21 protein-coding genes are annotated in these 22,649 nt (G+C 44.0%); 9 read left to right on the forward strand and 12 right to left on the reverse strand.

Going from position 1 to position 22,649, the window contains the following annotated elements; all coding sequences use genetic code 11:
• Nucleotides 1-29: 29 nt before the first annotated feature.
• On the reverse strand, nucleotides 30-1,748 hold the full coding sequence (locus KOE27_RS05060) for a VRR-NUC domain-containing protein (protein ID WP_215237742.1): 1,719 nt from the start codon (nucleotides 1,746-1,748) through the stop codon (nucleotides 30-32).
• 289 nt (nucleotides 1,749-2,037) lie between these two features.
• Between KOE27_RS05060 and KOE27_RS05065 the strand changes: the two genes are divergently transcribed.
• Nucleotides 2,038-3,228: a phosphoglycerate kinase gene (locus KOE27_RS05065; protein WP_215237743.1), complete on the forward strand. Its 1,191-nt coding sequence runs from the start codon at nucleotides 2,038-2,040 to the stop codon at nucleotides 3,226-3,228.
• A gap of 115 nt (nucleotides 3,229-3,343) precedes the next feature.
• Here KOE27_RS05065 and KOE27_RS05070 read toward each other — a convergent pair whose 3' ends face one another.
• Nucleotides 3,344-5,779: an outer membrane beta-barrel protein gene (locus KOE27_RS05070; protein ID WP_215237744.1), complete on the reverse strand. Its 2,436-nt coding sequence runs from the start codon at nucleotides 5,777-5,779 to the stop codon at nucleotides 3,344-3,346.
• 366 nt (nucleotides 5,780-6,145) lie between these two features.
• Complete coding sequence (locus tag KOE27_RS05075; RefSeq protein WP_215237745.1) at nucleotides 6,146-6,409, reverse strand: helix-turn-helix domain-containing protein; 264 nt, start codon at nucleotides 6,407-6,409, stop codon at nucleotides 6,146-6,148.
• Between the two features lie 217 nt (nucleotides 6,410-6,626).
• On the opposite strand from KOE27_RS05075, the gene KOE27_RS05080 reads away from it, so the two are divergent.
• Together KOE27_RS05080 and KOE27_RS05085 are read left to right on the forward strand one after the other, a co-directional pair.
• The gene (locus KOE27_RS05080; protein WP_215237746.1) at nucleotides 6,627-8,090 is read left to right on the forward strand and encodes a nicotinate phosphoribosyltransferase; all 1,464 of its coding nucleotides are present in this window, start codon (nucleotides 6,627-6,629) and stop codon (nucleotides 8,088-8,090) included.
• Between the two features lie 40 nt (nucleotides 8,091-8,130).
• Nucleotides 8,131-8,370, forward strand: a complete 240-nt coding sequence (locus KOE27_RS05085) for a DUF3820 family protein (protein ID WP_215237747.1) — start codon at nucleotides 8,131-8,133, stop codon at nucleotides 8,368-8,370.
• Between the two features lie 73 nt (nucleotides 8,371-8,443).
• Here the strand turns inward: KOE27_RS05085 and KOE27_RS05090 are convergent, their stop codons facing one another.
• The 7 genes from KOE27_RS05090 to KOE27_RS05120 all read right to left on the reverse strand — a co-directional run bounded on the left by KOE27_RS05090 (nucleotide 8,444) and on the right by KOE27_RS05120 (nucleotide 15,343).
• Complete coding sequence (locus KOE27_RS05090) at nucleotides 8,444-11,254, reverse strand: M16 family metallopeptidase (RefSeq protein ID WP_215237748.1); 2,811 nt, start codon at nucleotides 11,252-11,254, stop codon at nucleotides 8,444-8,446.
• Nucleotides 11,255-11,381: 127 nt separating this feature from the next.
• Nucleotides 11,382-12,017, reverse strand: a complete 636-nt coding sequence (locus KOE27_RS05095; protein ID WP_215237749.1) for a GyrI-like domain-containing protein — start codon at nucleotides 12,015-12,017, stop codon at nucleotides 11,382-11,384.
• Nucleotides 12,018-12,133: 116 nt separating this feature from the next.
• Nucleotides 12,134-12,850 carry a lipocalin family protein gene (locus KOE27_RS05100; RefSeq protein WP_215237750.1) on the reverse strand — a complete coding sequence of 239 codons (717 nt, stop codon included), beginning with the start codon at nucleotides 12,848-12,850 and terminating at the stop codon, nucleotides 12,134-12,136.
• A gap of 117 nt (nucleotides 12,851-12,967) precedes the next feature.
• Nucleotides 12,968-13,810 carry a prolipoprotein diacylglyceryl transferase gene (gene lgt, locus KOE27_RS05105; RefSeq protein WP_215237751.1) on the reverse strand — a complete coding sequence of 281 codons (843 nt, stop codon included), beginning with the start codon at nucleotides 13,808-13,810 and terminating at the stop codon, nucleotides 12,968-12,970.
• Nucleotides 13,811-13,813: 3 nt separating this feature from the next.
• Nucleotides 13,814-13,999: a hypothetical protein gene (locus KOE27_RS05110; RefSeq protein ID WP_215237752.1), complete on the reverse strand. Its 186-nt coding sequence runs from the start codon at nucleotides 13,997-13,999 to the stop codon at nucleotides 13,814-13,816.
• 89 nt (nucleotides 14,000-14,088) lie between these two features.
• Nucleotides 14,089-14,487 (reverse strand): RNA polymerase sigma factor, encoded by a 399-nt coding sequence (locus KOE27_RS05115; RefSeq protein WP_215237753.1) that lies wholly within the window; start codon nucleotides 14,485-14,487, stop codon nucleotides 14,089-14,091.
• A 148-nt stretch (nucleotides 14,488-14,635) separates the two neighbouring features.
• Nucleotides 14,636-15,343: a tetratricopeptide repeat protein gene (locus KOE27_RS05120; protein ID WP_310590056.1), complete on the reverse strand. Its 708-nt coding sequence runs from the start codon at nucleotides 15,341-15,343 to the stop codon at nucleotides 14,636-14,638.
• A gap of 275 nt (nucleotides 15,344-15,618) precedes the next feature.
• Here KOE27_RS05120 and fsa point away from each other — a divergent pair, with 275 nt between their 5' ends.
• Together fsa and KOE27_RS05130 are read left to right on the forward strand one after the other, a co-directional pair.
• The gene (fsa, locus tag KOE27_RS05125; protein ID WP_215237755.1) at nucleotides 15,619-16,275 is read left to right on the forward strand and encodes a fructose-6-phosphate aldolase; all 657 of its coding nucleotides are present in this window, start codon (nucleotides 15,619-15,621) and stop codon (nucleotides 16,273-16,275) included.
• A 144-nt stretch (nucleotides 16,276-16,419) separates the two neighbouring features.
• Complete coding sequence (locus KOE27_RS05130) at nucleotides 16,420-17,097, forward strand: cell division ATP-binding protein FtsE (protein WP_215237756.1); 678 nt, start codon at nucleotides 16,420-16,422, stop codon at nucleotides 17,095-17,097.
• Between the two features lie 125 nt (nucleotides 17,098-17,222).
• Here the strand turns inward: KOE27_RS05130 and porX are convergent, their stop codons facing one another.
• The gene (gene porX / locus KOE27_RS05135; RefSeq protein ID WP_215237757.1) at nucleotides 17,223-18,788 is read right to left on the reverse strand and encodes a T9SS response regulator signal transducer PorX; all 1,566 of its coding nucleotides are present in this window, start codon (nucleotides 18,786-18,788) and stop codon (nucleotides 17,223-17,225) included.
• Nucleotides 18,789-18,954: 166 nt separating this feature from the next.
• A complete protein-coding gene (kdsB, locus tag KOE27_RS05140) occupies nucleotides 18,955-19,695 on the reverse strand; it encodes a 3-deoxy-manno-octulosonate cytidylyltransferase (RefSeq protein WP_215237758.1) in 741 nt (246 codons plus the stop codon).
• A gap of 57 nt (nucleotides 19,696-19,752) precedes the next feature.
• On the opposite strand from kdsB, the gene KOE27_RS05145 reads away from it, so the two are divergent.
• The 4 genes from KOE27_RS05145 to KOE27_RS05160 all read left to right on the forward strand — a co-directional run bounded on the left by KOE27_RS05145 (nucleotide 19,753) and on the right by KOE27_RS05160 (nucleotide 22,587).
• Entirely contained in the window at nucleotides 19,753-20,541 is a 789-nt protein-coding gene (locus tag KOE27_RS05145; protein WP_215237759.1) for a DUF4905 domain-containing protein, read from the forward strand.
• 69 nt (nucleotides 20,542-20,610) lie between these two features.
• Nucleotides 20,611-21,531: a LysM peptidoglycan-binding domain-containing protein gene (locus KOE27_RS05150; RefSeq protein WP_229252650.1), complete on the forward strand. Its 921-nt coding sequence runs from the start codon at nucleotides 20,611-20,613 to the stop codon at nucleotides 21,529-21,531.
• A gap of 59 nt (nucleotides 21,532-21,590) precedes the next feature.
• Entirely contained in the window at nucleotides 21,591-21,803 is a 213-nt protein-coding gene (locus KOE27_RS05155) for a hypothetical protein (RefSeq protein ID WP_229252651.1), read from the forward strand.
• Complete coding sequence (locus KOE27_RS05160) at nucleotides 21,790-22,587, forward strand: TIGR02757 family protein (protein WP_215237761.1); 798 nt, start codon at nucleotides 21,790-21,792, stop codon at nucleotides 22,585-22,587. Before KOE27_RS05155 ends, KOE27_RS05160 begins: the two co-directional genes overlap by 14 nt.
• The last annotated feature ends 62 nt before the right edge of the window (nucleotides 22,588-22,649 follow it).

A 22,649-nucleotide genomic window follows, 5' to 3' on the forward strand; every position in this document is an offset into this window, starting at 1 on the left:
TTGGGGAGGCCATTTTTTGTGCCTGAATTTTAGGTTGTAATCCCCTTATTCCATTTTACTCTTACGATCCTGCTCGTAATCCCAAGTTTTTCAAAGAAATGCTGCCAATGCAGTTGCTGTGAGGAAAGATGATCTGTAGGAGATTTTATCTCAATGAAAGCGTACTCACTACCCGTCCAGACAAAAAGGTCGGGAAAGCCGCGGGTGTTTTCTCTGAGGTTTACGGCGATCTCCTTCATCACGGCATGTATCTGTTCTGGTAAAAGTGCGGCAATCAAAGCCAGCACTTTTTCAAGAGAGCCTTCATACCAGGATACCAGTACATTCGTGGTGCCATATTTCTCCGCAAAAGTTCTGGTGACAATTTCTTCAATATTTTCTCTAGAGCTGCAATCTTTTATCCGGTCCGCCAGTTGAACGGACCGTTTGATGTAAAAGTCGGGCAGGAAGAAATCGGATGGCACCCTTTGTAATGGATTGTGAATGGCCTGTACATTGGTATCATATATGATATCCCAGAAGAGTAGGCCAAAGAGCGTACGCCACGGCTCATTTTCACTAAAGAAGGCGTGGTAGCCAAGTTCCTGGAAATACTGTATAGCCCCCTGTTCAACACGGTGTCTGTAAAACAACGGTAATTCTATGCAATCTGCCGCTTTGAGCGCCTGAGTTGTTCTTTTTACCACCCGCTTTTTTTTGTTGTTAATTTTTTCTGTGAAGTCCTGGCTGAAATATCGCTCATCAGCGTTTTGAGGGTTTTCAGAAATTTCTTCGCATAAGGCCAGAGCCTCCTCGGTTTCTCCCAGATTGTAAAGCAAGCGTACTCTTCTCTCCCGGGACGGAGCATCGAGGGTGAGCTGATAAACACTCAATGCCTGGGATAGCATTTTCTTTCGTTCAAGCCATCCAGCCACTTTCACAGTGAATTGATGAAAGGAGGGAAGTGCTTTTAAACTCAGATTGCCGGTCGCGCCAGCCTGCCAGTTCATGTACCAGTCAAATATTTCCTCTGGTGGAAGCTCATTTTTAATACTATCAAAGGTCTCCTTCATGAGTGAAAGCATCAGGGTATCATCCAGGTCTTTCCGGGTCTCAAACTGAATGGAAAGATGCTCATCACTGAAAGACTGAAATCTGACATGCCCCAGGTCCCTGACCACGAACTCGGTCATATCGGCATAGCGATTTCCAAAAAACAGAAATTTCATGATCATGACCTCGGCCTCAAAGCATACTTTCACGATTGGTTCAAAGCTTCCCAGGAGAGCAGCAAGGGTGTTGAAATCATAGGTATGCATCAGCCAGCGGACCAGATCGGGCTTGCGTATACTTTTAGCCGGTAATACATCCGGTTTTAATTGTTTCGTAAAGTTCAGATGCTCCTCTTTTGTGAAAAGCTCCATCACCTCGGGCAACCTGTCGCGGTGCACTTCCTGAAATATTTCCACGAAACCGGTTGCAAGTAATTCCTCTAGAACAGCGGGAATATCGCTGATTTCGGTATATGACAGTGTGTTGCTGCGGAAAAATGATTTTCGTCGGTTACTGAACCGTATAAAAAGGCATTGGGCATCTTCCGAGAGTTTGTCATATTCCGAAAGAAAATGCAATTCTGTTTCGGTAAGCACAGGCAGATACCTTTTTCTCACAAAATTCAACACATCTGCAAAATAGGCATGGTAGTATTTTGGAGGTAAGTCCTGCGGAAATTCCACATGCTGCGGATTATGTAATGAAGTGTCGGACATACGGATCAATCAACAAAGATAATGCAGATTGGTAAGAGAAACACCGGAAGCCCGAGTTTTTGAAAGTGGATTGCCAATTCGGTATTCCTGTTTCGGTATCGTCCTTCGGACTGGTGTTAAATAAGCATTAAAATATTCGGCCGAATCCGAAATAGTGGATAATTTATATCATAATGTTTAATTTAATTTGGATTTAAATAAGTGCGGTCCTGAGGTTTTTGAGGTTGCGTAGCATATTATGAAGAATTAAATTACATTTGTTTCCAATGGAAAACAACTTTACGAGCCCATGACTACATTAGATTCTTACAATTTTTCCGGAAAAAAGGCGCTGGTTCGCGTTGATTTCAACGTACCGCTTAATGACAAATTTGAAATTACGGATGATACCAGAATTCGTGCGACAATACCTACTATCAGTAAAATATTGAGTGACGGCGGATCCGTAATCCTGATGTCACACCTGGGTCGCCCTAAAGATGGTCCTTCTGAGAAATATTCTTTAAAACATCTGGTCAATCCCCTGTCTTTGATACTGGGTAAAACGGTGAAATTTGCAGATGATTGTGTTGGAACCAGCGCAACCGAGCTGGCAGGCAGCCTGAAACCAGGCGAAGTATTGCTGCTGGAGAACCTGCGTTTTTATAAAGAAGAGGAAAAGGGAAATGATGAGTTTGCGGAAAAATTATCAAAACTGGGAGACGTATGGGTGATGGATGCCTTCGGGACAGCGCACCGGGCACATGCTTCCACAGCCGTTATCGGCAAGTTTTTCAGCGATAAGGTCTGTGGCTATGTGATGCAGGCCGAGCTGGACAATGCGGAAAGGCTACTTGAACATTCGGAACATCCTTTCACTGCGATCATGGGCGGGGCGAAAATATCCGATAAAATGCTGATCATTGAGCGTTTACTGGATAAGGTGGATAATCTGATCATAGGCGGCGGAATGTCCTACACTTTTTCGAAAGCATCTGGTGGGAGAATAGGAAAATCGTTACTTGAGGCCGATAAGCAGGACCTTACTCTTGAACTTGTTGAAAAGGCAAAAAGTAAGGGCGTAAATCTGATCCTGCCGGTTGATACCGTTATTGCTGATGGATTTAGTAATGACGCGAAACGAGAAGTAGTAAAAGCGGGCGAAATTCCTGACGACTGGCAGGGATTGGATATCGGTCCCGAAACAATAAAATTATTCTCTGAGATTCTGTCTTCTTCAAAAACAATTCTCTGGAACGGCCCGATGGGTGTTTTTGAATTTTCCAATTTCGCGCAAGGTACCAACGCTATTGCGGAAACTGTTGTGAAGGCAACTGAAGAAAATGACGCATTCTCACTGATTGGGGGAGGAGATTCCGCATCTGCCATCAATAACGCAGGGTACGGCGACCGCGTAAGTTATGTTTCTACAGGTGGTGGTGCGCTGCTCGAATATATGGAAGGTAAAATTCTGCCTGGAGTTGCTGCACTGCAGGCATAGTATGCTTTAGGTTTTGAATATTATAAATAAGGAATCCACCCCGCAAGCGCGAGGTGGATTTTCTGCATAACAAACCTAACTAATTTATATTTTAACCCTCAAAAGGGATTTTTTCTTAATTGCCTCCGGCACGTTTCTGAAGATCATCGGATCCTGTATTTCTCTGACGTGCGCCTTTCACATTCTGATTGCCAAAGTGATAAGTAAAGGTTATTCTGAACTGCCTGCTTGGCCATTGCGACCTGACCTGAAAATCAATATCCTTATAATTTGCAGATCCTCTGAATTTGTTGGTCCAGAAAATATCATTCACGTTCAGGCGGATCGTCCCCTTTTTCTGTAAAATGTTTTTCTGAATCCCCGCATTTACCATACCCATTGGTTTTGCAGCATACAAACCATAAAACGCACGGCTGTTGTACCATCCAGAAAGCTCTGCGGACCACCCTTTTGGTAAAGTAAACTGGCTGTTGGCATACATATTCCAGCTAAACTGACTTATATCAAGCTGTTCATCAAGATAAAAAGACTTATAATGATTATATACTCCACTAAAGTTAGTTTGGACACTCCACCATTTTCTGATAGGTATAGGTGCAGAAACCGTCAGGCTGATATTGTCCTGATTTTCAAGGTTTTCAGAGGTTACAAAAGTTTTGTTTTCTGATGCGATTTGTTGAGGCAGCTCATTTGCGATCATGTCCTTAATCCTGCTATATGCCAGTGTGGTGTTGAGAAAACTTTTATAAACATGTACCAGCTGAAAGGCATGCGTGTATTGCGGTTTCAGATTAGGATTACCTCTCTGGAAAGTATATGGGTCGAGGTAAAACTCAAAAGGGTTCAATGACTGGTAATTGGGCCTGTCGATCCGGCGACTGTACGAAAGATTGATAACATTATTGGTGTCCAGCTGATTGGATAAAAATACGCTGGGGAAAAAGTTGATATAATTTCTGTCCCGTATCTGGTTCAGTGTAACGGAATTGCCGACCGAATGCGTATGTTCTCCCCGAACACCCAACTGATACTTTATTTTTTTAGAGATCGCTCCGCTGTAATTCAGATAGGCTGCATTAACGTTTTCAGTGTATTTGAAACGATTCGAGCGAGTCGGATCCAGTTGCCAGTCATCTGCTTTTGTTTCAAAAACCATATTATTGTCCGAACTGACATAGCTTGACTTGGCACCGGTTTCAAATTTCCCTTTCCACAAAGGCTGGGTATAATCTATTTTGGCTACACCTATCCTGATATTGAACGGCATGTTATTCCGGACAATTTCAGGATTTCCGCTGGATTCACCAGACGGTAAAAAGTACCGGGTGTCAAGGGTACTGTTGTTTTTGCCGGAGTATGAAACATAGTCAGCATCAAAAGTTAATTCCTTGCCTTGTTTGTCAAACTGATGTTTGAGGTTAAAATTGGCGTTGTAATTATTCATTTTTCCCCCGTTATAGACGTTGGTACGAAAGGTCCTCTGAAGCGTAAGATCTTCATTCAAGATGCGCGTATTGGTTTGCCCGAACGGGTTGTCCCAGTCATTCACAAAACCGGAAACCAGTACGCCTATTGTCGTTTTTTCGGTTGCAAAAAAGTCAAGTCCGGCGCGCAGGTTGTGGTATTGTCCTTTGTTGGTACGCTCGGTGTGCTGGTCAAAAATGGTAACTTTTCCGTCATAAGGAATCCGGCGGTAAATGTCGTTATTGTTAAAACCTTTCCATAAATAGGTACTTACCGTAGCAAACGTACTAATTTTCCCTTCTCGGTGATTGATGGTGGCCGAGGCATTTTCCCTGGCATATCTGGAATGAGCAAACCCCAGATTGACATTGCCGTTGGTACCATAATTTTTATTCCGTTTCATTTTAATATTGATGATGCCCGAGTTACCAGCGGCATCATATTTGGCTGAAGGGTTGGTGATCAGTTCAATTTTTTCAATATTATCACTGGGTGTATTGCGGAGCAGATTGATGAGTTCCTGCTGAGAAAGAAAGGTTTGTTTTCCATCTATCTGCACAATAACTCCTTCTTTTCCACGGAGTTTAAGCTGCTCATTCTGCTGATCAACAGTGACTCCGGGTGCTCGTTCCAGGACTTCCAGGGCCGTGGCACCTGCTGAAACAATGCTATTCTCAACATTAATTACGGTTCTGTCAATTTGCTGTTCAATGAATGGCTTCTTTGCAACCACAGTAACTTCATTTAAGGCCTGAACATCCGGTTTGAGCACAAAAGCAGGAAGGTCTATGGTGTTTCCGTTCACTTTTACCGTTTCACTGAAAGCTTTTGCATAACCCACCATTGAAACGTTTATGATATAATTTCCCTCGGTTATCTGGTCAAAAACGAACTTTCCGTTTTCATCGGCAGCTAGTCCTTGAATCAGTGAGGAATCTCTAGGAGCAAGAAGTAAGACGTTCACAAAAGGGAATGCCTGATTTTTTTCGTCCAGAACGCTTCCCATAATTTTCCCTTTTTGTGTTTGGGCAAACACCAGGTTTACACTCAGCAAGAATGCTGCAGTTAGGCTTAATAAGTATTTCATGGCTATTGATTTTGTCAGGGGCTCAGTGTGAAAGTCAGAACGATATCTTTCTGCTTTTATCACTGACCAGCTCCTCGGTACATTGCAAAAGTAAGTACTTTGCATAACATAGAACCTTAGATTACATAAAAGGTTTTTCTGCTGTATGAACGGAGAAGCCGGTGTCCTTGACAAACAGATGCACCTTCACGACAAAAGTTGCATGAAGTAGATAAAAAATTTCTGTATCCGGAATTAGGAAAGCTTTGGGGGCCGCTAAGCCTGCTGAGCCGTTGCCAAGTAAGCGGTATGCAAATAAAAAGGGGTTATGTTTCCGTATTGTACTTTACGGTAACATAACAACGGGTGAAATGAATTTTAATGCCTCTATTTTATCTTATTGGCCTTTGCTACAATAGTGTCTTCAAGATTTCCCTTCAGCAGATCAACCAGGTCAATATTGAGGATGATGGAGATTTGTATCATTCTCTCAAGTGTAATACGGGTGTAAGCGAGTTCAATTTTACTATAAGCATTTTGAGAAATACCAAGCTTCATAGCCATATATTCTTGTGTGTATTCTCTGTATTCCCTTAACTTCCTGATGTTACCTGCCACTAATTTTGTTTTTTCAATTACTTCTTTATTCATATACTTAATAATTTGTATTTCTATTCCTCCGGGGCACTTGCATACATACGACAAACGGGGCTAAAAAGATTAAACGGCTTAAAAAAAAGCAAAACTTCGGTGATTCAGCAAGAAGGGCCTGTGTCTGTAGCTCCGTTCAAGGCTGACGGTATGCTGATATTTAGAATTAGCCGGGAATTTTTATTAACTAGTGTTGTTATTTCCCTGTTTCAGTGATATGATTAACCAGCTATACGACACTTCTCTGGGCCTGTTAACTGATCTTTATCAGCTTACCATGGCTTACGGCTATTGGAAATCTGGAAAGGCAGAGCAAGAGGCCGTATTTAATCTGTACTTTCGGAGGCATCCGTTCCAGGGTGGTTTTACCATTGCCTGCGGACTGAGCAGCGTAATAGATTATCTGAATGAATACCGTGTGGATGAGCAGGATCTTCAATACATTGCTTCTCTGACGGGCTCGGATAACCGCCCGCTTTTTGAACCTGGGTTTTTACAATATCTGCGAGCGATGAAGCTGAAGTGTAGTGTGGATGCGATTCCGGAAGGTACCGTGGTTTTTCCCAATGAACCTCTGATACGCATCCAGGGTCCCATACTTCAGTGCCAGTTACTGGAAACTCCTCTGTTAAACCTTATCAATTTTCAGTCGCTCATAGCCACAAAAGCTGCGCGCATGAGGCTTGTGGCCAAAGACGATACGCTTTTGGAATTCGGGCTCCGTCGCGCACAGGGACCCGACGGCGGGATGACAGCCAGCAGGGCGGCTTATATCGGCGGTTTTGATGCTACTTCAAATGTACTCGCAGGTAAACTGTATGGCATACCTGTGAAGGGTACACATGCACACAGTTGGGTCATGTCATTTGATACTGAAATGGAGGCATTTGAAACATACGCCAGGTATATGCCAAACAATGTTACTCTTCTGGTAGATACTTATGATTCTTTAAAAGGGGTAAAACACGCTATTGAGGTCGGAAAGCAACTTCGTGAAAGAGGTTATGACCTGGGCGCCATCAGGCTTGATTCAGGAGACCTGGCATACCTCAGTATTGAAGCCAGGCGTATGCTGGATGAAGAAGGTTTCGAAAAAACCAGCATTGTTGCCAGTAATGATCTTGATGAATACATTATGGACAGTTTGAAAATCCAGGGTGCGCGTATCAATATCTGGGGGATCGGGACCAAGCTTGTGACTGCCTACGACCAGCCTGCACTCGGGGGCGTTTATAAGCTGGCTGCTATCCGGAATGAGACGGGAGAATGGGATTATAAATTGAAATTATCGGAGCAGGCCATCAAAATTTCGACACCGGGTATCCAGCAGGTAAGGCGGTTCAGGGATAATAAAGGATTTATTTCTGATATGATTTTTAACATAGAAGCACCACCTGCCGGGAAAACAACAATGGTAGATCCTTATGATTTTACCAGAAACCGTTCTTTTTCAGAAACTTCTGTTTTTGAGGATTTATTGACTCCTATTTTTGCAGGCGGTAAGCTGATATATAATCTCCCCACGGTTCATGACAGTCGGGAGCGTGTTCGGGAGCAGCTAAGTTGTTTTCACAAGGGTATCAAACGTTTCGTGAACCCGCATACTTATCCTGTTGGTTTGGAAAAAGGGTTATTTGATCTTAAAACAGATCTTATTGTAAAGCTTAGGGAAGGGGATTGAGATTGAAATGCAAGAAGTACTTTAATAAATTAGAATATCAATGAAAGACTTATCACAGCCGGACCCTGAAATGCTTAAGGAGCTGATTGTTTACAGGATGCCTTTCGGGAAGTATAAGGACTGGTTAATAACCGACCTCCCGGTTTCTTATCTCGAATGGTTTGATAATAAAGGCTTCCCTGCCGGTAAACTCGGTATGATGTTAAGTACCATGTATCAGATCCGCCTGAACGACCTGATGTTTCTTATTGATGGTCTGAAAAGGATATATCGAAAATAGTGCTGATCTGAATACTTTAAATGAACTGAGGCAGGAAATGCAACAGGCTTTCTGCCTCAGCCCTGGGTTTTAGCTATTTTTTCTCAGGCATAAGCACCATTTTGATAAAGTTCGCGTCGTTGAAGTATTTTTCGGCCGCTTCTTTAGTACTGGCGGGCGTTATCGTTTTCAGGAGTTCATCCTGCCGGAAAACTTCTTCCAGATCATCTCCTAAAAAGATATTGTCATCAATATAGTCCAGCCAGAAATTATTGGTTTTAAGTGCAACTTCGGTTTTTCTTTTTGTTTCGGCTACAAATTTTTCGATATCACGTGCATCCGCACCTTTCTGTTTTACCTTGCTGATTTCCTCCATAGTACGTTTTACAAGCTTATCAACGTTTTCAGGCCCGCAGCCAAAGTTGATATTAAACCGATAATGACCGGTCGGTATCTTGTCGGTACTTTCTGAAATACCCACTCCATAAACTCCGCTTTCCTCTTCACGAAGCGCTTCGATTAATTTGATCTGCAGAACTTCCTGCAGGGCTTCAATTTTGATATTATTTTCAGGGCTGTAATCATATTCGCCACTATACACCATCATGACGCGGCTTTTCGGTTCCAGTCCCTTGTAGATCGTTTTTTCGATGCGCCCTTTTGGCGGGAAAATATTCAGATGTTTATAGGTGTCGTCACGGTCGGTGGAGGGTAACCCGCCCAGATATTTTTCCAGTAATGGTTTGATTGCTTCAATGCTAAAAGCGCCAACAAAGGTGAATACGAAATCGGAGGCATCCGAGAACCGGTCTTTATATATCTCAGCAGCCCGGTCCAGATTTACCTTGTCAATACTTTCAGGTTTAAGAGGCGCTCTTCTGGGATCGTTGCTGGTTAGTACGGCATTCAGTGAATCAGAGAATACTTTTTCCGGAGTGAGCGTTTTTTGCATGTTTTCAAGATAAGACTTCTGATAGGAAAGTATCCCACTTACCACATCTGCATCTTTCCGGGGTTCCGTAAACAAGGCATACAGTAACTGGAGGGTTGTTTCCAGGTCTTTGGGACTGGTACTTCCTTCTATTCCTTCGGTCAGTTCCCCAATGTACGGGCCTCCGTTCACCGTTTTGCCAGCAAGGAATTTCTGTAGCTGAGACTGGTTATAAGGCCCAAGTCCGCCCGCCCGTATCAGGTAGCTGGTAAACATTCCCGTTTCCCGTTCGTTCGGAAACAGTGAGTATCCTCCTTTTCCGGTTGCTTTAATGAGGATTTCGTCGTTCTTAAAATCGGTGGGTTTCAGATATACCTTCACACCGTTGGACAGTACCAGTTCGGTAGTGCCGAGCTTGGGCAATTGTTTTTCTGCCGTCACCTTTCCGGGTTTCGGGTCCTGAGAGAGCAGGGGAGTGTTCACGGCGTCGTCTACATAGGCGGCTACATCTTTTCCTGCATCAGCCAGCAGTTCTTTTATCTTTTCCTCGGTAGGCAAAACATCTTTGCCCTTGTCGGACGCCATCACAATCACCGACAGGTTTTTCTTGGATATGTATGTTTTCGCCAACATATTTATTTCCTCGAGCTTCACACTTGCCAGGTGTTTCTGAACAAAGTTGTAATAGCTTTCGGCACCCATAAATGGCTTTTTATGCAGAAAATGATCCAGATATTCCTGAACGTGGCTGGACGATTTGGTTTTGTCTTTTTCCTTATAATACTGTTCCACAGAGTTTAGGAAATCCTTTTTGGCACGTTCCAGCTCAGGCTCAGTAAAGCCGAATTTCTGAACACGGATATTTTCGTTTAATAAAGCGGTAATTGCGGTTTCCACGGAGGCCGCATCTTTGGCCAGTGCAATGGAATTGTAGGAATCAAGATTCCCCAGAAACTCGCCGTACTGGCTCGCGCCATACAAAAACGGTGGATTTGCTTTTTGGGTAAGTTCCTGAATCCGCTGCCCCATCATGGAGTTGTAAAGCGCCTGCGCAAAATTGTCGCGCACATCTTTTAACGTCTTTTCGTGTTTGCCAGGAAGTTTGTAAATAAGCTGTACTACATTCTGGGGATATTCAGGGTCGGTAACAATTGCAATATTGTTGGTTCCGTCCAGGGGTATGGTGTATTCCACGCGTTTTTTAGGCGCAACAGCCGCAGGGATAGACCCGAACTTTTTAATAATTGCTGCCTCCACTTTGGCCGGATCAAAATCTCCCACCGCGATAACGGCCATCAGGTCGGGGCGATACCAATCTTTGTAAAATGCTTTGATGGTTTCGGGCTTGAAAGTTTTCAGGATACTGTCTTTCCCAATAGGCAGCCGCTGTACATATCTTGAATTATTCAGTATCATCTTCAGGTACTTGTCGCGCATCCGTTGCTGTGCGCCGCGCCCCAGGCGGGATTCTTCCAGTACCACACCCCGTTCCTTATCTATTTCCGACGGATCAAGCAACGCACTGTGAGCCCAGTCTTCCAGTACTTGTAATCCTTTGTCCAGCAGCCCGGCAGAGTCGGTTGGTATCGGAAGCTGATATACGGTTTCATCAAAACCTGTGTAAGCATTCAGATCTGCACCGAAGCGGACACCTGTTTTTTGAAGAAAATTAACCAGTTCGTTTTTTGGAAAATTCTTGGTGCCGTTAAAATTCATGTGTTCCATGAAATGCGCCAGCCCCTGCTGAGCGTCAGTTTCCAGAATGGAGCCTGCTTTAATGGCAAGCCTGAGCTCCGCCCGGTTTTTAGGTTCCTGATTTTTTTTGATATAATAGGTAAGTCCGTTCTTGAGTTTTCCCATTTTCACGTCAGGGTCCAGGGGTACTTTTTGAGAGGATAATTCCTGGGCTGACAGCAGAGAAGGTATTATAAAGGACAGTCCGATAAGGTACAAACCTATAAGAGGCTTTTTCATTTTTCCTGGTTAAAATTAAGAAAATGTGAGAAAAAACGAAGATATAGTTAAAGATTACGATTGCAAAATGGTGAGGTGAAATCTTTAAAAGTCACTTGGAATGTACATTTGTTGGGTGCCAACGAACCTAATTCGCTTTTACTTTAACCGGTTCTCTCAAAATTGTTTTCAGTTTGGAGGGCGGTGTTTTCCTGAAATCGGAAAGGTAAATTTCGTGATGCAGGCCGTTTTTGTCAAGGTTGTGGGCCGTGGCATATTCCTGGATTTTGGAAAGAGATTCGGGTTCGGTTTCAAATGGGCCTACATGCAGTAGCTGGATTGATAAGCCTTCTTCCATTTCATAATAGGCTACGGTTTCGATGAGAGGAATATCTTTTTTCAGTTTAACAGACTGGATTATCTTTTTTACGTCCGTCTCTGTAACAAACACCGGCATCCTGATCAGCATCCGGTAGTCCCATTCCCTCCGGGGAACCAGCCTGGGTGTTTCTGAAATGGACGGAAACCCGAATTTCTCTTCGTCAAACCACCACTGGCCCTCAAGTTTGGATACTGTGAAATCGTCACCGCTTTCTTTATAATGGAATTTGAGCGCGTAAGCTGTGGCATACAAGGCCTGGAGAGTTTTCGCAAATGCAGATTCCGAAGGATCACCTTTACCGCGGATGGAAATAAACTTTGCCGTCTCTATTACAACTGTTTCAGGTTTTGTTTTGGCCGAAAAGTAGGCCTTGTAGGCTTTGGTCAGATCAAGTTTAGTCATGCTGGTATTTGTTGGTACCTGACAAAAATCCGGTCTTTTAATGACAAGGGTATGTCAGCAGTGCCGGAATATTTGTGTGTATTTTGGATATCGGCAGCTAAAAAGCAGCAGAGCTTTCAGGGACATTCGGTTCTTTTGAACAATAACCCTTTTCTGAATCGTAACTGATTTTTATCTGCGAAGGTTGACGTTCCCGCTTTGTCTTCCATTTTTCCGAATCCTTCCAGCCAGTCGTCTCCTTTTCTGAGAAATACCATTTCTCTCGTTGATTCTACCCCTTCTGAAATAAAACTATAGGCTGCCCAGAGGGTATCGCCATTGAGGGTTCCTTTTAATTTACCATCGTTTTTATCTTTTTCAAAAAGTGAATATTCCAGATCGCCCGTCACGATGGTATCTGTGATGTTCAATTTCATGAAGGCAGTATCCTTTTTGAAGGTGTAGGTATAACAGGAGAAAGTCTCAAAGTTTTCCACCGCTTTCGTAGGATTGGCAGTCCGCGAAAAGGTATGTCGCTGGCCGGCATTTTCCAGTATCAGGGTACTGTCACTGACCGAAATAATTTTCAGGGTATCTCTGATCAGCAGGGCAGGTTCCTGGCTTGTTTCTTTGCCAGTGATTATCAACAGATTGCCCTGTTTTTCCCAGGTTTCGTAGGTTTTGGATAACTGGTTGATGGCCAATGCGCTGCCATCATCTTTTAAGGTAAAACCCTGCTTGAACTGTGGCTGTTCGTCCATATCCCTTACCCAGCTTCCCGATATGGAGCCGGATTCTTTTCCGCAGGAAACAGCCAGTGAGGTCAAAATGATTAAGCCAAATCGTATTTTCATTTCGTATCGGATCAAAATTAAGCAGGGTGCCGCCTGACATACTTCTTTATAACATTACGAAAATATGGAAATATTGTTGTTGGGTTTAACATTCTGTATACCGCACTAATGGATGCCTCAGTACTGAGGTAACTTGTCAGCCGGCATTTTTTGTTTTCGGATTACCAGAGGCATCAGGAGGCCAGCGATGATATATGGAATACTTAATAGCTGGCCCATGTTCAGTGGAAGCGCATTTTCAAATTCTTCCTGATTGATTTTGAAGAATTCATCTACGAAACGGAGTGTGAAAAGTAGCGTAATGAACAGACTGAACAGCATTCCTTCGGCCATCTTGCCGCTTCGGTTTTTCCAGAGCCAGAACAGCACGACAAACAGGATCAGACAATAGATGGCTTCATATAACTGTGCCGGATGCCGCGGAATATGGTCGGTATGGACAAATACAAAGGCCCAGGGGACGGTCGTGGGCAGACCTATCATTTCTGAATTTATCAGATTACCCAGGCGGATAAGTACTCCCGATAAAGGCGCAATGATGGCGACACGGTCCAAAAGCCACAAAAAACGGATCCCGTAATTGCGGGAATAGAAAAATATTGCCAAAACCACCCCGATACCTCCTCCATGGCTTGCCAGCCCGGCTAATCCAGTGAAATGGAGTTCGGGTTCAAGAGAGATCGGCAGAATTTCAATTGGATGGGTTAGGTAATAGTCCGGATCGTAGAACAAAATATGCCCCAGTCTTGCGCCAACAATGGTACCGATCATCACATACAGACCAAGGGTATCTATTTCTTCAACAGGTCTTTTGTCTGCTTTATAAATGTATCTGATGACGGCAAAACTCAGTGTTATCCCAAGGGCCCAAAATAAACCGTACCATCGGGGTATTTCAAGCCCAGGAAAAATGTTGGGGCGGATATCCCAAAGGATATAGGTAATTAACGAAGCATGCACAGGTCAGCAGGTTTGGCAGAAAACGATGAGAAATGAAAAGAGAATGGTATTGTAAAGTAAGCGCTGGACCTGGTAACCGGCTTGAACATCCTGGCCAATCACCTCAAGGATCTCATCGGTCGTGATGTCTGGTATCTGGGAGGTCCTTTTATATCTGTCCCAGGCTGGTCTCAGGCTATTTAATTTCATTGCAAAATTGTTTTTTAAGTTTGATCCTGATTCTCGTTAGCCTCGTGCTGATATTCGACGGCGTTTGCTGAAGTATTTCTGCTATTTCCTTATTGTGGTATCCTTCCAGAAAAACGAAGTATAACGGCCTTGTCGTTGTCGTCCAGGTGGCTGATGAGAAGAGCCAATTCCTGGGTATCCTCGATATCACGTGATAACGGCTCGGGGATACTATTCAGGTGTGTTTCAGAGAGCGATTCGCTTACCGTCCTCCTTACTTCTCTTTTTCTTTTGGCCAGAATGGTATTAAGCGTTACCCGGTAGACCCAGGTACTGATCTTCGCTTCGCCACGAAACGTTGGGAAAGAGCGCCATAACTGGAGAATGACGTCCTGCCTGGCATCCTTCACATCCTCAGGCACGGAATAATAAGCCAGGCAAATGCTGCTGATCACTCCCTGATATTCCCTGATAGTCCTGATAAAATCTTCCTGAAGTCTGGAATTCATTCAAGTATATAATTTCGTTCAGCAGTATTAGTTGCTAATCAGTACCTAAATGTCACAGACAGGGCTAAATTTTTTCGATTTTACAAAAATGGCGATAGATGCGGGCCAGCCGGAATCTATCGCCATTGGATTAAGTCGATCAAAGTTACTATCTGCAGTACTGCGCCAGTGCCACCTGAGCATCGGAATAACCCAGGTCAAGCGCCTGCCTGAAAGTGGTGCAGGAAATATCCTTTTCACCGTCGTTCCATTGGGCCATCGCAAGGCCGTAAAACGCCTTTCCGTTTTTTCCGTCCAGTCGGATGGTTTGGCGGAAAGCCAGCGTTGCTTTTTTATAGTCTTTCCTGCGGAAGTAAGTATTACCCAGGTTATACCATGCCTGTGCATTGTTTTCGTCCAGCCGTGTTGCTTTTTCGAAATCCGGTATTGCCTGCTCCGGCTGGTCCAGTAAAGCATATAACTGTCCGCGATTCAGGAAGATATCCGCGGTATCAGGGGCAAGCCTGGCGGCCTCATTATAGTTGTTCAGGGCAGAATCCAACTTATTCTCGTCGGTATATAACAAACCCCGGTTGAAATAGGCACGGTAAGATTCCGGAGCCAGTTTCACGGCCTGATTAAAGTCCAGCAATGCGTTGTCGTACTCCTTAAGTTCATAATAAGCTACCCCTCTCAAATTAAAGGCTTCGGCGCTGGAGGTGTTTTTTTCAATGGCTTTGTTGATGAATTCAATGGCTTCTTTCGTCTTGCCCTCCTTCATCAGAGTTTTCCCTTTCTGGAGAAAAGCGTCAGAGGATTGGGAACAGGAATGGAGCAGAAATAAAAAAAATAAAAAAAATATTCGGGGCATAATCATTCATTACGAGTTGATTCTTGCAAAAGTAAGACGAAAGATGAATTGAATGTTTTCTTTTTGTCAATAAAATGTCTTTATCTTTGCAACGGCAAATCGGAACTACCAGCTCCTTCCGAATCCCCCAGGTCCTGACGGAAGCAAGGGTAGGTGGTCGATGCGGTGAGATTCTCGGTTTGCCTTTTTTTGTTTCCTCACTTTTCATTTTTGCCTTTCTTTTTGCTTTTCACAAGCGTTTCCTACTTTTGTGGAATATACTTAACCATTCAATTTTCGCGATGAAATTTTTTATTGATACTGCCAATCTTAAAGAGATACAGGAAGCCCACTTATTAGGGGTTTTAGATGGTGTTACCACCAATCCTTCGCTTATGGCGAAAGAAGGAATTACGGGAAAGGATAATATCATGCGTCACTATAAAGCAATTTGCGATATCGTTGACGGTGACGTGAGCGCTGAGGTGATCTCGACCGATTTGGAAGGGATGATACGGGAAGGGGAAGAACTCATTGAAATCGACGAAAAAATTGTTGTGAAAATCCCGATGATCAAAGACGGTGTTAAAGCGTTGAAGTACTTCTCGGGCAAAGGTGTACGCACCAATTGTACGCTTATATTTTCTGCGGGGCAAGCCTTATTGGCCGCCAAGGCAGGTGCAACTTATGTTTCTCCGTTTATCGGCCGTTTGGACGATATCTCAACAGATGGTATCGCGCTGATCGAGCAGATCCTTACTATTTACAGAAATTACGGCTATGAAACGCAAGTTCTGGCTGCTTCTGTTCGCCACCCGATGCACATTTTACAGTGTGCTGAACTTGGTGCAGACGTAATGACTGGCCCGCTGAGCGCAATTGAAGCCTTGCTGAAACACCCGCTTACGGATATTGGTCTGGCGAAATTCCTTTCCGATTACCAAAAAGGAAATTCCTGAGGTTGATTGTAATTTGAGTTAAAATATGGTTTGAGCGAGGTCGCAGACATAAGAAAAGTGTCATGGCTTCGCTCAAAGTAGTAAATCAGGGTATCTGTTAACGGTTAGTCAAATGCTGTTAACTAAAAACTGCCAACTTTTCCTATGACTGATCATTCAGAGCCGATTATAAAACTGGACCGGGCGGATATCTACCAGGGTGAAAGGCCAGTATTAAACGATGTGCACTTTGAGATTAATGAAGGAGAATTCGTTTATATGATCGGACGCACGGGTAGCGGCAAAAGCTCTTTGCTCAAAACGCTCTATGCTGATCTGTGGCTTCATACCGGTTCGGCCAAAGTGGCAGGGTATGAATTGCACAAGATCAAAAGAGCAGACATACCGTTCCTGCGCAGAAAGATTGGTATTGTTTTCCAGGATTTTCAGCTGTTGTCTGATCGTTGTGTTGAGGATAACCTGGCCTTTGTATTGAAAGCCACAGGCTGGACCAATCCATCCAAAATATCCAAACGGATTGCCGAAGTGTTGATGCAGGTAGGCCTGGGTACTTCCCAGAAAAGAATGCCCCATCAGCTTTCTGGCGGTGAACAGCAGCGCATCGTAATTGCACGGGCAATGTTAAACGAACCCAAAATTTTGATTGCCGATGAGCCTACGGGCAACCTTGACCCTGAGGTGGCGGACCAGATCATGCAGGTGTTCAAAACCATTAACAACGCAGGAACCGCCATTTTGATGGCCACTCACAATCACGAATTTCTCAGAAAATTCCCGGCAAGGGTATTGAAATGTGAAAACGGGAGTGTTCTGGAGGGGTAGTTTATGGAAGTTTATAAAAAACAGTTCACCGTATGCAGGTATTTTCCCTGATTACAGTGAACTGTTTTTTTATAGCTATTGGCGTTGTTGAAGGTAGTATTTGTAAACCACCTTACTGAAAACGCTTACTTCGCTTTCAGATCAATATAAGGAATGATCATCTCTTCCAGAGATACTCCGCCGTGCTGGAAAGTATCCCGGTAAAGATTCACATACTGGTTGAAGTTATTGGGATAAGCAAAGAAGTAATCCTCTTTTGTGAAAACATAGGAAGTCGATACGTGCGGTTTGGGAAGAAATATCCTTTCCGGCTTGCGGCATACCATCAGGTTTTTATCATCAAAGCCAAGGTTTTTCCCGTGTTTGTAACGGAGGTTGGTATTGGTCTCGCGGTAACCTATGATTTTCACCGGTTTCTGAACCCTGATCATACCATGGTCCGTCGTCAGAATCAGCCGGCATTTTTTTTCAGCTACTTTTTTGATGAAGTCGAGCAGTGGTGAATGCTGGAACCACGAACGGGTGAGAGAGCGGTAAGCGGCTTCGTCCGGCGCGAGCTCCTTGATCATCTGTACATCCGTCCGGGCATGGGAAAGCATATCTACAAAATTGTAGACGATCACATTCAGCTGGTTGTTGAGCAGGTTATTAAAATTATCGATCAGCGATTTTCCCTGATTGGTATTCAAAATCTTGTTGTATGACATCTTGATATTAAGATGATTCATATCCAGCTGTTTCTGAAGGAAATCCTGTTCGTGATTGTTGAGGCCTTCTTCGCCGTCCGGAGTGTTTTCATCACTTACCCACCAATGCGGATGTTTACGTTCCATTTCACTGGGCATTAACCCAGAGAAAATGGCATTTCTGGCATACCCGGTGGTGGTGGGCAGGATGGAATAATACGACGACTCTTCCTCAATATTGAAATATTCCTGAAGAATCGGCTGTATCATTTTCCACTGATCATACCTGAAATTATCTATCAGGAGAAAAAACAGCGGCTCTCCGGATCCTTTCAGGTGCGGGAATACCTTCTGTTTCATCAGCTGGTGCGACAGGATCGGCTTGTTGGAACGCGGGTCATTCAGCCATTCCTCATATTCTTCTTCAATAAATTTGCAGAAATTGGCATTGGCATCACTTTTCTGCATGCTGAATACCTCCGCCATCCCCTGGTCTTCTGAGCTCTCAAGTTCAAGTTCCCAGTAGATGAGTTTTTTATAAATATCAGCCCATTCTTCGTGCCCGATTCTGTCCTGGTACTGCATAGCCAGGTTCCGGAATTCCTGCTGATACGAAAGTGTCGTTTTTTCCGTAACCAGGCGTTTGTTGTCCAGTATTTTCTTTACAGACAGTAGTATCTGATTGGGATTAAGGGGTTTAATTAGGTAATCGTCAATCTTGGAGCCAATGGCATCTTCCATGATGTGTTCTTCTTCGCTTTTCGTAATCATGACCACGGGAAGGTTCGGCTGCTGTTGTTTGATTTGGGCCAAAGTTTCAAGCCCTGTCATTCCGGGCATCATTTCGTCGAGGAAGACAATATCAAAACGGTCGTTTTCGATTCGGTCAAGGGCATCGGCTCCGCTGTTTACCGGAGTAACGTTGTAACCTTTGTTGGTCAAAAACATGATATGGGGTTTGAGAAGATCTATTTCGTCATCTGCCCAAAGAATATTGTATTGCATATGAATTGTTGGTCGGTAAATAAAAAATCTGATGATAGATATTAAGTTTAACGCGTGCTTGATGCTTCTCGTGCCAGTCCCGGTTTAAATTTTAACTTTCTTTAAGAGATTGTACGCGAAAGAAGAAAGATGTGGTAATCAAAAAATCTATTCCAGCATTTTTCTTTCAGGACAAGAATTTCCTGGTGACCCGATCCAGATCCGCCGGTGTATCCACACCATGGGAATCGTCCGAGGTAACCACCGCGCGGATTGCATAACCGTTTTCCAGCCAGCGAAGCTGTTCAAGTGCTTCGGCTTTTTCAAGAGAAGAAACCGGCAGCTCGGTAATCCTTGCAAGGACGTCAACACGGTAAGCATATATACCAATGTGTTTGTAAAAGGTATGGCTCTTTAACCATTCTTTCTCGTCGATATTCCGAAGGTGTGGGATGGTTTGCCGGCTGAAGTACATCACTTCATTTCGTTTATTGAGTATGGCCTTCGGAACGTTTACATTGAACAGGATATCTTCGGAATCAATGACCTTAACCAGGGTGGCTAGTTCAGTAGCGCCGTCCAAAACTGCGGCGAGGTGATCAATGGGTTCTGGGCTAATGAACGGTTCATCTCCTTGAATGTTAATGACATAGTCAAAACTCATTTCTGTTTTTACCAGTGCTTCATAACATCTGTCCGTCCCGCTTTGATGTGCCGTTGAAGTCATTACGGCTTCGCCGCCAAAGCCGAGTACATGTTCCAGTATACGCTCGTCGTCCGTGGCCACAATAACCTTTGCAAGCTGGCTGGCCTGTACCGATTGTTCATATACCCGCTGGATCATACTTTTTCCGCCAATGTCTACCAGTGCCTTTGCGGGGAAACGGGTAGAAGCATAACGTGCGGGAATTATTCCTAAAATTTGCACTTGATGAGTGTTTGAATGATATTATTTACAAATTTGTATCAAAATAAACTTTAAATTTTGCAAAAACTCTTTTCCTTTCGGTTTTCACAAAATATATGGCGTATCCTACCGCATCCGGACCCTGCAAGAAACGAATGGGCACTCGAATTACGCGAAATTTCTGAAAAGAAGGTGTCTTTCGCATTAATTGATCTGGACAAACCTGCGATGATATGGCAGCAGGAGCCCGAAGGAACCGACTGGTGGACGTCCCTTACCTCTTTTTCGGAGGGCCATATTTTTTTGCATAATTACAGATACCCGGATATTCCGGAGCCAACGGACCTCCTATGTATTTCGGTAATCGACGGGCATCTTTCATGGGCACTGCCCAACCAGGTACTGGTAGAGCACCTGGGGCCAGGTGAGGAAATGGTTCTGATGCGTTCTGGAGAACAGCTTAAATATTCGGGAGTGAATTCAAATACGGGGGAATTATTTACGTTAATTGAGAGATCTGAAAGAGAAACAATTACCGTAAATCTCAAGCAACCTGTAAGGTACAAAAGCGGAGATATGTATTTTGATCAGCTTTCTGCTTTTGTAAAGACAGCAGCCGGTGGAGCGGTTCCGGTAAGCATTGATTATCTTGATCAGGACCCGTATATGATGTTTTCTTATTATATTTACGCGGGGGAAAAGTTTGTACAGCATTTGCTCATTGCCACAAAAAACAGAGAAATACTTTTTCACGAAAAGATCAGTGAGCCACGGGATGCTGTCAGCCTTTCTACTATGCTGCTGAAAGGTAGGGTGCTTGTATACCTCAAAAATAATAATGAATTTTCGAGTTTAAAGCTTTCATAATTAATGAAGTATGTTATTTTCCTTGTTCTTGTAACAGGATGTTTGATAAAAGCCGGAGTGAGCAAAACAATGGCGAACGGAGTTATTACTGTGGATTCTGTTGGATATGAGAAGGTAGGAGGGAAAATTTACGTACTACATAAGGTGAACCAGGGACAGACCATGTTCGCGGTCGTAAGACAGTATGGGACGACGATACAATCTCTGCGGGATGCCAATCCCGGGATACCCGACCAACTGCAGACGGGGCAGATGATCAGAGTACCCTATACACCCAAAGTTGCTAAAAATGAGGTCAAAAAACCGGAAGTGAAACCTGAGGTGAAAGAAGCGAAGCCAACACCGGCTCCCACCCAGACAGCCCCCGCACCAGCTTCCACTTCTGCTCCAAGTGCCACTGCGTCGGTTTCCGTGGCGCCCAATGGCATTCATAAAGTGGAACCCGGACAGACCCTTTACCGTGTGGCGGTAAAGTATGGTGTACTCATGGCCGATCTCAGAAAATGGAACAATCTTACGGATGACAACCTTCAGGACGGCCAGGAGCTGATTGTCAGCGAGAAACCTGCCGGAAAACCAACTACGGCTCCTGTGACCACCCCGCCGGCTAAAGTAGTAACCACTACTGTTGTGAAAGATTCGGTGAAGGCGAAAACCGCGGTTGCTGAAAAGGTTGTAAAGCCTGTTGAAGAGGTTGTGCCGCCGAAAGTAGTGAAGGGCAAAAGAAAGTCCGAGTCGGGCCTTGCAGAAATGATTGAGACGGATGAAAGTACCAGTAAGTTTCTGGGACTTCACCGTACGGCACCGGTTGGTTCATTGGTGGAAGTACTCAATGAGTATAATCAGGAAAAGATCATTGTCCGTATTATTGGCCGGATTCCTGACACCAGCATCAATGATGATATTGTGATCAAACTTTCTTCCCGTGCGTTCGAAAAGGTTTCACCTAACAGCAAACGATTCAGAGCTGTGGTAAGTTATCTTGAGTGATGGTTTAGCGTTTTCATCTAAACTAAGTTCAGCGGATAACTTTTCAAAATTTAATAATTATGAAACATTCACCCGAATTCCGTTCCAAAAGAGAAGAGGAGAGGGAAGCACTCAAAAATACGACGGGATATAAAGTATGGAGCATTATGTTCTCCATCTTTTATCCATTTATAGCTGTTTTTACCTTTCTGTTTTCAGCTATCGTGATGATATTCTCCGGAATATCCAGCGTACTTGCCTATATTTTTACAGGAGGGCATGCCAAACGCTGACAGCCCGGTGTTTTCTTCCTATGTGTCTGATTTACTGGAAGCAAAGGCAGAACAGTACAACGGTCCAGACTTTATTCCAAACGACCCGATCAGTATCCCGCACCGTTTCAGCCTCAAACAGGATATTGAGATCATGGGTTTCTGGGCTTCCATACTCGCCTGGGGGCAACGGAAGACCATCATCAATAAATGCGTGGAACTAATCACGCTGATGGATGGAGCTCCTTATGATTTCGTCAGGAACCATCAGGAAAGTGATCTGAAGGCATTTTTGTCGTTTAAACACCGTACATTTAATGCTACTGATACCCTTTACTTCCTCCATTTTTTTCAGGAGTATTACCGCAATCATGATTCACTGGAAGAAGCATTCCTGGTGAATATGTCGGCTAATGAGCCCAATACCGAAAAGGGGTTGATTGGCTTTCATGATCTTTTTTGTGACTCAGCTTTTTTTCCGGAAAGGACCCGAAAGCATATCGCCACTCCGGTACGCAAGTCGTCCTGCAAAAGGTTGAACATGTTTCTCCGGTGGATGGTACGTAAGGATGATAAAGGAGTTGATTTTGGTTTATGGAATCGGCTGAGCCCCGCGCAACTCATTTGTCCTTGTGATGTTCATGTAGATCGGGTAGCGCGCCTGTTGGGTCTGATAAAACGTCCTGTTACGGACTGGCAAACTGCCGTTGAACTTTCCGGTTCTCTCAGGCTCCTGAATCCTGATGACCCGGTTAAGTATGATTTTGCATTGTTCGGGTTAGGTATCGAAGGTTTTGCAAAATAATGAGCTCGCAAAGATGAGAAGCCGAAAATGCGATCAGCTCCTGACGGGATGATAAAACGTCC

The sequence above is a fragment of the Dyadobacter sp. CECT 9275 genome, from assembly GCF_907164905.1.
Lineage (GTDB): Bacteria > Bacteroidota > Bacteroidia > Cytophagales > Spirosomataceae > Dyadobacter > Dyadobacter helix.

Bases quoted from the DNA above. Each gene is read 5' to 3' on its own strand.
- porX (WP_215237757.1), bottom strand. From the start codon at position 18,788: ATGCAATACAATATTCTTTGGGCAGATGACGAAATAGATCTTCTCAAA.
- KOE27_RS05090 (WP_215237748.1), bottom strand. From the start codon at position 11,254: ATGAAAAAGCCTCTTATAGGTTTGTACCTTATCGGACTGTCCTTTATA.
- fsa (WP_215237755.1), top strand. From the start codon at position 15,619: ATGAAATTTTTTATTGATACTGCCAATCTTAAAGAGATACAGGAAGCC.
- KOE27_RS05150 (WP_229252650.1), top strand. From the start codon at position 20,611: ATGGCGAACGGAGTTATTACTGTGGATTCTGTTGGATATGAGAAGGTA.
- KOE27_RS05060 (WP_215237742.1), bottom strand. From the start codon at position 1,748: ATGTCCGACACTTCATTACATAATCCGCAGCATGTGGAATTTCCGCAG.
- KOE27_RS05130 (WP_215237756.1), top strand. From the start codon at position 16,420: ATGACTGATCATTCAGAGCCGATTATAAAACTGGACCGGGCGGATATC.
- KOE27_RS05115 (WP_215237753.1), bottom strand. From the start codon at position 14,487: ATGAATTCCAGACTTCAGGAAGATTTTATCAGGACTATCAGGGAATAT.
- KOE27_RS05100 (WP_215237750.1), bottom strand. From the start codon at position 12,850: ATGAAAATACGATTTGGCTTAATCATTTTGACCTCACTGGCTGTTTCC.
- KOE27_RS05155 (WP_229252651.1), top strand. From the start codon at position 21,591: ATGAAACATTCACCCGAATTCCGTTCCAAAAGAGAAGAGGAGAGGGAA.
- KOE27_RS05065 (WP_215237743.1), top strand. From the start codon at position 2,038: ATGACTACATTAGATTCTTACAATTTTTCCGGAAAAAAGGCGCTGGTT.
- KOE27_RS05120 (WP_310590056.1), bottom strand. From the start codon at position 15,343: ATGATTATGCCCCGAATATTTTTTTTATTTTTTTTATTTCTGCTCCAT.
- KOE27_RS05095 (WP_215237749.1), bottom strand. From the start codon at position 12,017: ATGACTAAACTTGATCTGACCAAAGCCTACAAGGCCTACTTTTCGGCC.
- KOE27_RS05085 (WP_215237747.1), top strand. From the start codon at position 8,131: ATGAAAGACTTATCACAGCCGGACCCTGAAATGCTTAAGGAGCTGATT.
- KOE27_RS05160 (WP_215237761.1), top strand. From the start codon at position 21,790: ATGCCAAACGCTGACAGCCCGGTGTTTTCTTCCTATGTGTCTGATTTA.
- KOE27_RS05070 (WP_215237744.1), bottom strand. From the start codon at position 5,779: ATGAAATACTTATTAAGCCTAACTGCAGCATTCTTGCTGAGTGTAAAC.
- KOE27_RS05110 (WP_215237752.1), bottom strand. From the start codon at position 13,999: ATGAAATTAAATAGCCTGAGACCAGCCTGGGACAGATATAAAAGGACC.
- KOE27_RS05080 (WP_215237746.1), top strand. From the start codon at position 6,627: ATGATTAACCAGCTATACGACACTTCTCTGGGCCTGTTAACTGATCTT.
- KOE27_RS05075 (WP_215237745.1), bottom strand. From the start codon at position 6,409: ATGAATAAAGAAGTAATTGAAAAAACAAAATTAGTGGCAGGTAACATC.